The sequence below is a fragment of the Streptomyces sp. NH27 genome (assembly GCF_056859195.1).
Map to the genome: position 1 here is coordinate 1 of NZ_JACEGK010000364.1, position 8,128 is coordinate 8,128.

7 protein-coding genes are annotated in these 8,128 nt (G+C 72.0%); 4 read left to right on the forward strand and 3 right to left on the reverse strand.

Annotated elements, in window-relative coordinates:
* Window positions 1-16: 16 nt before the first annotated feature.
* The 4 genes from AC13HU_RS25810 (at window position 17) to AC13HU_RS25825 (ending at window position 3,874) form a co-directional block, all read left to right on the forward strand.
* The gene (locus AC13HU_RS25810) at window positions 17-1,024 is read left to right on the forward strand and encodes a GlxA family transcriptional regulator (protein ID WP_483044346.1); all 1,008 of its coding nucleotides are present in this window, start codon (window positions 17-19) and stop codon (window positions 1,022-1,024) included.
* A 57-nt stretch (window positions 1,025-1,081) separates the two neighbouring features.
* Window positions 1,082-1,675, forward strand: a complete 594-nt coding sequence (locus AC13HU_RS25815; RefSeq protein ID WP_483044341.1) for a DUF4291 domain-containing protein — start codon at window positions 1,082-1,084, stop codon at window positions 1,673-1,675.
* A 499-nt stretch (window positions 1,676-2,174) separates the two neighbouring features.
* The gene (locus AC13HU_RS25820) at window positions 2,175-2,831 is read left to right on the forward strand and encodes a DUF309 domain-containing protein (RefSeq protein WP_483044342.1); all 657 of its coding nucleotides are present in this window, start codon (window positions 2,175-2,177) and stop codon (window positions 2,829-2,831) included.
* A 497-nt stretch (window positions 2,832-3,328) separates the two neighbouring features.
* Window positions 3,329-3,874, forward strand: coding sequence for a peptidase inhibitor family I36 protein (locus AC13HU_RS25825; protein WP_483044343.1), 546 nt, complete (start codon window positions 3,329-3,331; stop codon window positions 3,872-3,874).
* 185 nt (window positions 3,875-4,059) lie between these two features.
* Here the strand turns inward: AC13HU_RS25825 and AC13HU_RS25830 are convergent, their stop codons facing one another.
* The 3 genes from AC13HU_RS25830 to AC13HU_RS25840 all read right to left on the reverse strand — a co-directional run.
* The gene (locus AC13HU_RS25830; protein WP_483044347.1) at window positions 4,060-4,587 is read right to left on the reverse strand and encodes an NUDIX hydrolase family protein; all 528 of its coding nucleotides are present in this window, start codon (window positions 4,585-4,587) and stop codon (window positions 4,060-4,062) included.
* Between the two features lie 73 nt (window positions 4,588-4,660).
* Window positions 4,661-7,825, reverse strand: coding sequence for a glycoside hydrolase family 2 TIM barrel-domain containing protein (locus AC13HU_RS25835; protein ID WP_483044344.1), 3,165 nt, complete (start codon window positions 7,823-7,825; stop codon window positions 4,661-4,663).
* Window positions 7,826-7,890: 65 nt separating this feature from the next.
* Window positions 7,891-8,128 (reverse strand): hypothetical protein (locus AC13HU_RS25840; RefSeq protein WP_483044345.1); only part of this gene is annotated, 238 nt, incomplete at its 5' end.

An 8,128-nucleotide genomic window follows, 5' to 3' on the forward strand; every position in this document is an offset into this window, starting at 1 on the left:
GCATGATGGCCTGATCGTGAGCCACATCGTCTTCTTCCTGGTGCCCGGTGTCCATCTGCTGGACCTGGCCGGCCCCGCGCAGGTCTTCTCCACGGCCGCGGACTTCGGGCACCCCTGCACGCTCGGCTACGTCGCCGAGCAGCCGGTGGTGCCGACCGCTCAGGGGCTGCCGGTGGTGGCAAGGACGGAGTGGCCCGAACTCGGCCCGGGGGACCTGATCGTGGTGCCCGGCTGGCGCGCGTCCGCTTCGGCGGACGGTGCCAGTGCGAGTGCCTGTACCGGTCCCCGTAACGGTTCCGGCGCCGGAACCAGAACCGGAACCAGAACCGGGAGCGGCCGAAGTTCCGTCCTCGGCTCTGCCATCGGTGCGGCCGCTCTGCGGTCGCTGCGGGACCACCACGCCAGGGGCGGGACGGTGGCCGGGGTCTGCGTCGGCGCGGAGGCGCTCGGCCGGGCCGGCCTGCTCGACGGGCGCCGCTGCACCACCCACCACGACGTGCAGGACGAGTTGGCCCGCCGCCACCCCGAGGCCGTGGTCGTCCGCGACGTCCTCTACCCCGCCGACGACCGGGTGGTCACCTCGGCCGGCATCGCCAGCGGCATCGACCTGGCCCTGCATCTGGTTGCGACCTGGCACGGCCCCGCCGTCGCCGCCCAGGTGGCCCGCGACATGGTCGTCCACACCCGGCGCAACGGCCACGAGCCGCAGGCCAGTGCGATGTTCCGGTACCGCTCCCACTTCGACGACACCGTGCACCGCGCCCAGGACGTACTCGACGCGAAGTTCGGCGAGTCGTTGCCGCTGCCGGCTCTGGCCGGGGCCGTGGGCGTCAGCGAGCGCACCCTCACCCGCCTGTTCACCCGCGCCACCGGCGGCCTCACCCCGCTGCGCTACCAGCAGGCCCTCCGCCTCGAACGCGCCGAGCACCTCATCAGCCACGGCGCCACTCTCGACGCCGCCGCCCGCGCGGTCGGCTTCGAGAACCCCCGCATGCTGCGCCGCCTGCGGGTCCGCGGGACCTGACCGCCTCGCAGGTAAACCGGTGGCGCCCGCGGCCCGGGAAGATCGAGGCTGGGCACCGTGGCAGAACCCAGGCAGCAGATCCGCGCCCTTCATACGACCTCGACGGTGACCGTCTACCAGGCGTACGCGCCGGAGATCGGCGGACCGGCGGCGCGGAACGGGCGCTTCCCCGCGGCCTGGAAGCGGGACCGCATGACGTGGATCAAGCCGTCCTTCCTCTGGATGATGTACCGCTGCGGATGGGGCGCGAAGGAGGGCCAGGAGACCGTACTCGCGGTCGAGATCACCCGCGACGGCTTCGAATGGGCCCTGGAACACGCCTGCCTGGCGCATTACGACCCCGCGCTCCACCCCGACCACGACGCCTGGCGGCGCGAGCTCAAGCAGGCACCCGCCCGGGTCCAGTGGGACCCCGAACGCGATCTGCACCTGCGGCCGCTTCCGCACCGTTCGCTGCAACTCGGCCTCGCGGGCGACGCCGCGCGCCGCTACGCGGACGAGTGGACGGTCGCCATCACCGACGTCACCGCGCTCGCGCACGAGGTCCACGCCCACGTGCGGGCAGGGGAGTTGGAGGCCGCCCGGCACCTGCTGCCGGCGGAGCGCCCCTACCCCGAGAACGGCCGACTCCTGGCGCGGGTACGGGGATGAGCCGCGCGAAGCCCTGTGCGAAGCCCCGCGCGATGAGGCGTGCGACGACCCGTACGAAGCTCCATGTGACCGGCGCGACGATCCGCGTCCGCGGAGCCGTTGGCACGGCCTTGCGGCGAGGTACGACGACCGCTCCGCCCGAGATCTTTATGCCATCGTGACCTGACGGATGTCAGGGTGAGGCCATGCGCGTAATAAATGTGGAGGACCACAGACACGACCACAGACATCTCGCGGCGGGCACGTGCGACGAGCGCGCCGGCGGACTCGGCCTCGGCGTCGACGGCCACTTGGGCGGGCCGTTCACCTTCGCCGGGCTCATCGCCCGCGTGCAAGCGCTGAACAGACGAGGCCGGTGCGCAGCACCGACCATCGGCAGACCGCGCCGGCCGCAGATGCGTCGGCGGCCTCCTCGCCTTCTGCGGCCCACGCCGAACCGGTCCTTCCGGATGGCGGGCCGCTGACCCACCCGGCCGCCGCCCCGCGGCACAATTGCCGGATGAACGAGACGTCGCAGGACGGAGACCCGGCCGACCGCACGCACGGCGGCTGCGACAACTGCGGAGCCGTCCGTACCTTGCCGGCCCCCGCGCCTTGCGAGCGTTGCGGCGCGGTCCCCGAACCGGCGGACAAGACGCCGAGCGGCCGGCACGAGAACCGGGACCAGGTCCCGAACTCGTCGGCGGCGCAAGGGCGTTCCGGCCGCGACCGGGACGCCGACGGCAAGGCGCGCAACAGCCGGCCGCGCGACGGCCTCGGCCGCCCGCTGCCCTACGGCGCGCAGGGCGTGGAGCGCCAGCCGGAAGGCGTCCGCCGTACCGCCCGGCAGACCCTGGACGAGGCCCAGCGCCTCCTCGACGACGGCATGCCCTTCCACGCCCACGAGGTGCTGGAGGACATGTGGAAGGCCGCGCCCGCCGACGAGCGCGCCTTGTGGCGGGCCCTGGCCCAACTGGCGGTCGGCCTCACCCACGCGGCCCGGGGCAACAGCCGCGGAGCCGCGGCCCTTCTGGAGCGTGCGGCGCGCGGACTGGCCCCGTACGGGGACCGGGCGCCGTACGGCATCGACGCGGCCGGGCTGGTGCGGTGGGTTGCGAACCGCGACACCGCTGCCGGACCGCCCCCGGCGCTGCGTACCCCGCGACCCGGCGCCTGAACACCGGCCGGGCGCCAACTCCGTTGCCGGCCAAGCGCTTTCCGGGGGCCGATACGGGGCGGGCTGTCGTATGCGACTGCCGCCCGGTTCCCCGGGGAGCCCTGCCTGGTGGTCGCGGCTGGCGATCGTCGGCGGCGTAGTACCGGCTCCGGGTCCCACCGGCCCGCCCGGCGAGTCCGAGGAGGCGGCCGGTGGTCCTGTCATGGTGGCCGGGCGCGCCCCGCGACACCCTCCCGATCCGCGGTCGCTCCACAGCCGTCACCCGCGGGAGGGGTCGGCGAGCAAGTCATGGCGCCGGCACGGTCCCTGGGCGTCCCAGCACTGCGCCACCGGAGGTGATATCCCCGCAGGTCAGCGCGTGAGACGTCCCAGGATGTCGTCAATGCGCCGTGGTCCCTGGCGTCGGGAGCCCGCTGCTCAGCACTCTCGATATGTCACTCGGCCGACGGTTCCACAGAGCGTCGGCCGACCGACCTCACAGGGAGGAAACACACGCCATGAACGTTCGTAGGCAACTGGTCATTCTGGCCACGACCGCGGTCCTGGGCAGCGGCTTCGCCTTCACCGCACCCGCCGACGCCGTCGGCAACACCGCGGCGAAGAGCGCCGCAACGTACGCCCGTCAGGCGTCGCCGCGGCAGAACCAGCAGATCGCTGAGCAGCTCGAGCACGTGCCGGGCGGGGTCCGCGTCAGCGCCCAGGAGATCTCGTACGACGGAGGCAACACCGTCTACAACGTGGGTCCCACGTCGGCATCCTCCTGCCCCTCGGGGTACGCGTGCCTGTGGCAGTACAAGGGCTTCTCGGGCAAGATGCTGAAGTTCAAGGACACCGGCAGGCACCAGAACCTCTCCAACTGGGGCTTCGTCAACAAGACCTCGTCCTGGCGCAACCGCCGTAGCCACGTGGGCTGGCTCTACGACTACGCCGGCGGCCGCGGCTGGAACCTCTGCATGGACCACGGGAGCGTGTCCAGCAGCATGGGCAACCGCGACAACGACGCGGAGTCGATCTACCTCTCCGCCACGAGGACAGCCTGCTGAGCCCTTACCGGCAGGTGCGGCCCGCCCGTCGTCGATGGGCGGGCCGTCCGGGTGTCCCGGGGATCCGCCGGCCGAGCAGCGGGTGACCCGCGCCGAAGTCGTAGGGGATTCCGATCGCGGTGATCTTCCAGAGCCCCCCGGCCCCCCGCTATCCCCCGATCGACCGGTCCGATCGACCGGCCCGATCAGCCCAGGCGGCCGACGTGCGCCAGTGCCTGCTTGAGCAGGATGCCGCGGCCGCCTGGCATCTCCTCCTGGAGCTGCGAAGAGGACGCCTCCTCGGGGGTGAACCAGACCAGGTCCAGCGCGTCCTGCCGCGGGCGGCAGTCACCCGCCACCGGCACCACGTACGCGAGCGAGACCGCGTGCTGCCGCGGGTCGTGGTAGGAGGTGACGCCCTCGGTCGGGAAGAACTCCGCGACGGTGAAGGGCTGGAGCGACGCGGGGACCCGCGGCAGCGCGACCGGCCCGAGGTCCTTCTCCAGGTGGCGCAGGAGCGCGTCCCGTACCCGCTCGTGGTGCAGCACGCGGCCGGAGACGAGGCTGCGGCTGACCGTCCCGTCCGGTCCGATACGCAGCAGCAGACCGATGTGGGTGACCTCTCCGTTGTCGTCGACCCGCACCGGCACGGCGTCGACGTAGAGGATCGGCATACGAGCGCGGGCAAGCTCCAGTTCCTCGGGAGCCAGCCAGCCGGGCGTGGTGTCGGTCATGTCAGCCATTGCGTGATCGTACGTTGAGCGGCGCGGTCTCCACTATGACGTGGGGTACTCCGGGGGCCGGCGCTCATCCGGCCGCCGTCGTGGCGGTCAGCGCGCTGATGCGCTGCGCGCCGGAGTGTGCGCCGGGGGCCGCGCTGGTCAGGTCCAGCCGCAGCCGCGCGGTATGGACGGCGGAGAAGGTGATGACCGTGGGGCTGTCGCTCGCGCTCGCCCAGGCGACGGCCGGGTGCTGCACCGGGGTCCAGCGGTCGCCGTCCCAGTAGGACACCACGACCGTGGCCGGCAGCGAGTGCGTCGCGTCGACGGTGAAGGCGACGGAGACGGTGTCGATCGGGCCGGCCGTGGCCCAGGTCACCGAGACCCAGTCCTCAAGGCGGGCGCCGTCGTAGGCCGGCAGCAGCGCGGTGGCGCTCTTGGCGAAGGCGTTGGACCAGCCGGTGGCCGGGTTGCCGTCGAGCATCGCGGCGGGCAGCGAGGTGGGCGAGCCGGAGTAGCTCGCGTCGGCCAGCGGGTAGGCCGGCGCGCCGGGGCCGGGGTCGGGGACGAAGCGGACCGGGGGAGTGCCGGCCACCGTGCCGGGCGCGCGCGTGGTGCGGATCGAGGCGGTGCCGCTGTGCAGGCCGGGGGCGCTCGCGGTCACGTCGAGGTGCCCGGCGCCGGTGCCCGAGCGCAGGATGGCGAGCGCCTTGCCGTGGAAGGCGGTCCGGGTGGTGGCCTGGTACCGCTCGGCGCTCTCCTGCTGCCCGTTGTCGAGGCCGGCCAGGGAACCGCCGGACACCGCGAAGGTGAGCAGGTGGTCGGCGCCGGGCACCACCACGCCGTGGGAGTCGATCACCTCGGCGGTGACGTAGACCAGCGAGTCGCCGTCGGCCACCGCGGTGGCGCGGTCCGGGGTGAGCCGGACGGCGTGCGGCCGGCCGGCGGTGCGCAGCACGTCGGTGGCCACCGTCTTGCCGTTCCTGCGGGCGACCGCCTTGAGCTCGCCGGCGGCGAAGGGCACCTGCCAGGTCAGGTGGAGCTTGCCCGCGCTGCCGTTCGGGCTGGTGTAACTGCCCGGGTAGGCACCGGTGGTGACCGTCTTGTCGTCACCGGTCGGCTCCGTGGTCTCCAGGTAGCCGCGCCCGTCCGTGGTCTTCTTGGTGTCGAAGCGGCGCACGCCCAGCGAACGGCCGTTGAGGTAGAGCTCGACGGTGTCCACGGTGGAGTACGCCCACACCTCGACGGTCTCGCCCGGCTTGTGGTCCGTCCAGTCCATCGGCAGCAGATGCACCATCGGCTCGGAGGTCCACTGGCTGCGGAAGAGGTGGTACATGTCCTTCGGGAAGCCGGCCGTGTCGACCGCGCCGAAGAACGACGCCTTCACCGGGAAGACGTTGTAGGGCGTCGGCTCGCCGATGTAGTCGGTGCCGGACCAGAGGAACTCGCCGGCGAAGAAGGCCCGGTCGCGGTCCTTCTTCAGGCCGTACTCGCCGCTCATGGTCCACGACGCGAGGTTGTTGTCGAAGGACGAGGTGGCCCGCCGGCCCGGTGTGTAGTTCTCGCCGGTGTTGAGGTGCTGCGGATCCTGGTACGTGCCTCGGGTCGAGGTCTCCGACGACGACTCGGACTCGAAGAGGAACAGGTGCGGGTAGCGGGCGTGCAGCGCGTCCACGGAGGCCGCGGTGTTGTAGTTGAGGCCGAGGCCGTCGAGTTTGGCGAGCATCAGGTCGGCGGCGGAGCCGGCCGCCGGCATCCCGCGGTACTTGTCGGAGCCGATGACGATCGGGCGGGTGGTGTCGAGCGCGCGGATCGCGGTGATCAGCCCGTCGGCCATGGCCAGCCCCGCGGTGGAGGTGGAGTCGGGGATCTCGTTGCCGATCGACCACATCATCACCGCGGGCGAGTTGCGGGCCGCGGCCACCATCTCCGCGATGTCGGCGGCGCTGTCGGCGTCGAAGAACCGGCCGTAGTCGTAGGTGTTCTTGCCGGTCCGCCAGCAGTCGAACGCCTCGACCATCATCACGATGCCGAGTTCCTCGCAGACCCGGATCATCTCCGGCGAGGGCGGGTTGTGGGAGGTCCGGAAGGCGTTGACGCCCATGGACTTCATGATGGTCATCTGGCGCAGCACCGCGTCGTAGTGGATCGCGGCACCGAGCGCGCCCTGGTCGTGGTGGAGGTCGACACCCTTGATCTTGGTGGGCTCGCCGTTGACGGACAGGCCGTGGTCCGGGTCGAGGGTGAGGTGGCGCAGGCCGAAGGTGGTGGTGACCGTGTCCACCGCCTGGCCGTGGACCCGGACTTCGGTCTCCAGGGTGTACCGGTGCTCCGGAGTGGCGTACGACCACAACTCCGGCCGATCCAGCCGCAGTTCGGTCGTGATGTGCTGCGCGCCGGTCGCCGCCGCCAGTGCCAGCGGTGAACTCGCCTGCGCGACCTGGTGGCCCTTGTGGTCCCGGACGGTGTTGACCACGGTGGCGGCGACGGTGCCGGTGGTCTCGTTGACGACGCCGACCTGGGCGCGGACGGTGGCGTAGCCGTTGCCGTGCCGCGGGTTCACCGTGTCGGCGAGGTCGGGCGTGGTGACGTAGGTGCCGTGCCGGGCCACGTGCACCGGGTCGGTGACGACCAGCCGGGCGTTGCGGTAGATGCCGCTGCCCGAGTACCAGCGGCTGCTGGGCAGTTGGTTACGGACCTGTACGGCGATCACGTTGGGGGTACGGCCGTCGGTGTGCAGCAGGTCGGTGAGGTCGAAGGCGAACCCGGTGTAGCCGTAGGGGTGGTTCCCGACCAGGGTTCCGTTGCAGTAGACGTAGCTGTCCATGTAGACGCCGTCGAACTCGACCGAGACGCGGCGGCCCTCGACGGCGGCCGGCAGGGTGAACGACCTGCGGTACCAGCCGAGTCCGCCGGGCAGGAAGCCGGTGCCGCCGGAGGTGCCGTCGGCGGTGGTGGGGGTCTGCTCGATACTCCAGTCGTGCGGGACGCGGACGGTCCGCCAGCGGGAGTCGTCGAAGCCGGGGGCGGCGGCGTCCGCGTAGCTGCCGGTGGGGTCGGTGATGCCGGCCGGGTTCACGAGGGCGAAGCGCCAGCCGTCCGCGAGGTCGACGGTCCGGGGCAGGCCGGGCGCCGAGGGGTCCGGGTGCGCCGGGTCCGTGTGGGCGCTCGCGGTCCCGGTGAGCCCGGGCAGGGCGGGGGCCGCGGCTCCGGCGGCTCCGGCGATCAGGAACGACCTGCGGTCGACCGGCATGGCGGGACCTCTCTCGTCGAAGCGTGCACCGAAGACGCGTGCACCGATGGCGCCCTGAAGAGGCGTCAGAACTGACCAGCATTGAACAGGAACGACCAGGAACCCACGGATTCTCGCATCGCCGCACTGCCGCGGGTCAAGGGGTGCGTCATGGCTTTCCCGAAGGCCGATCGCAGGTCGCGGCCGGTGTGCGGCGCCCGGCGGCGGTCTTTACAACGATAGAGAAATGCGGTCTCCACGACGCCAAACATCGAACATCGCCAGGCCGCTTCCGTGGCGCGGAAGGATGTGTACGGCCCCTCG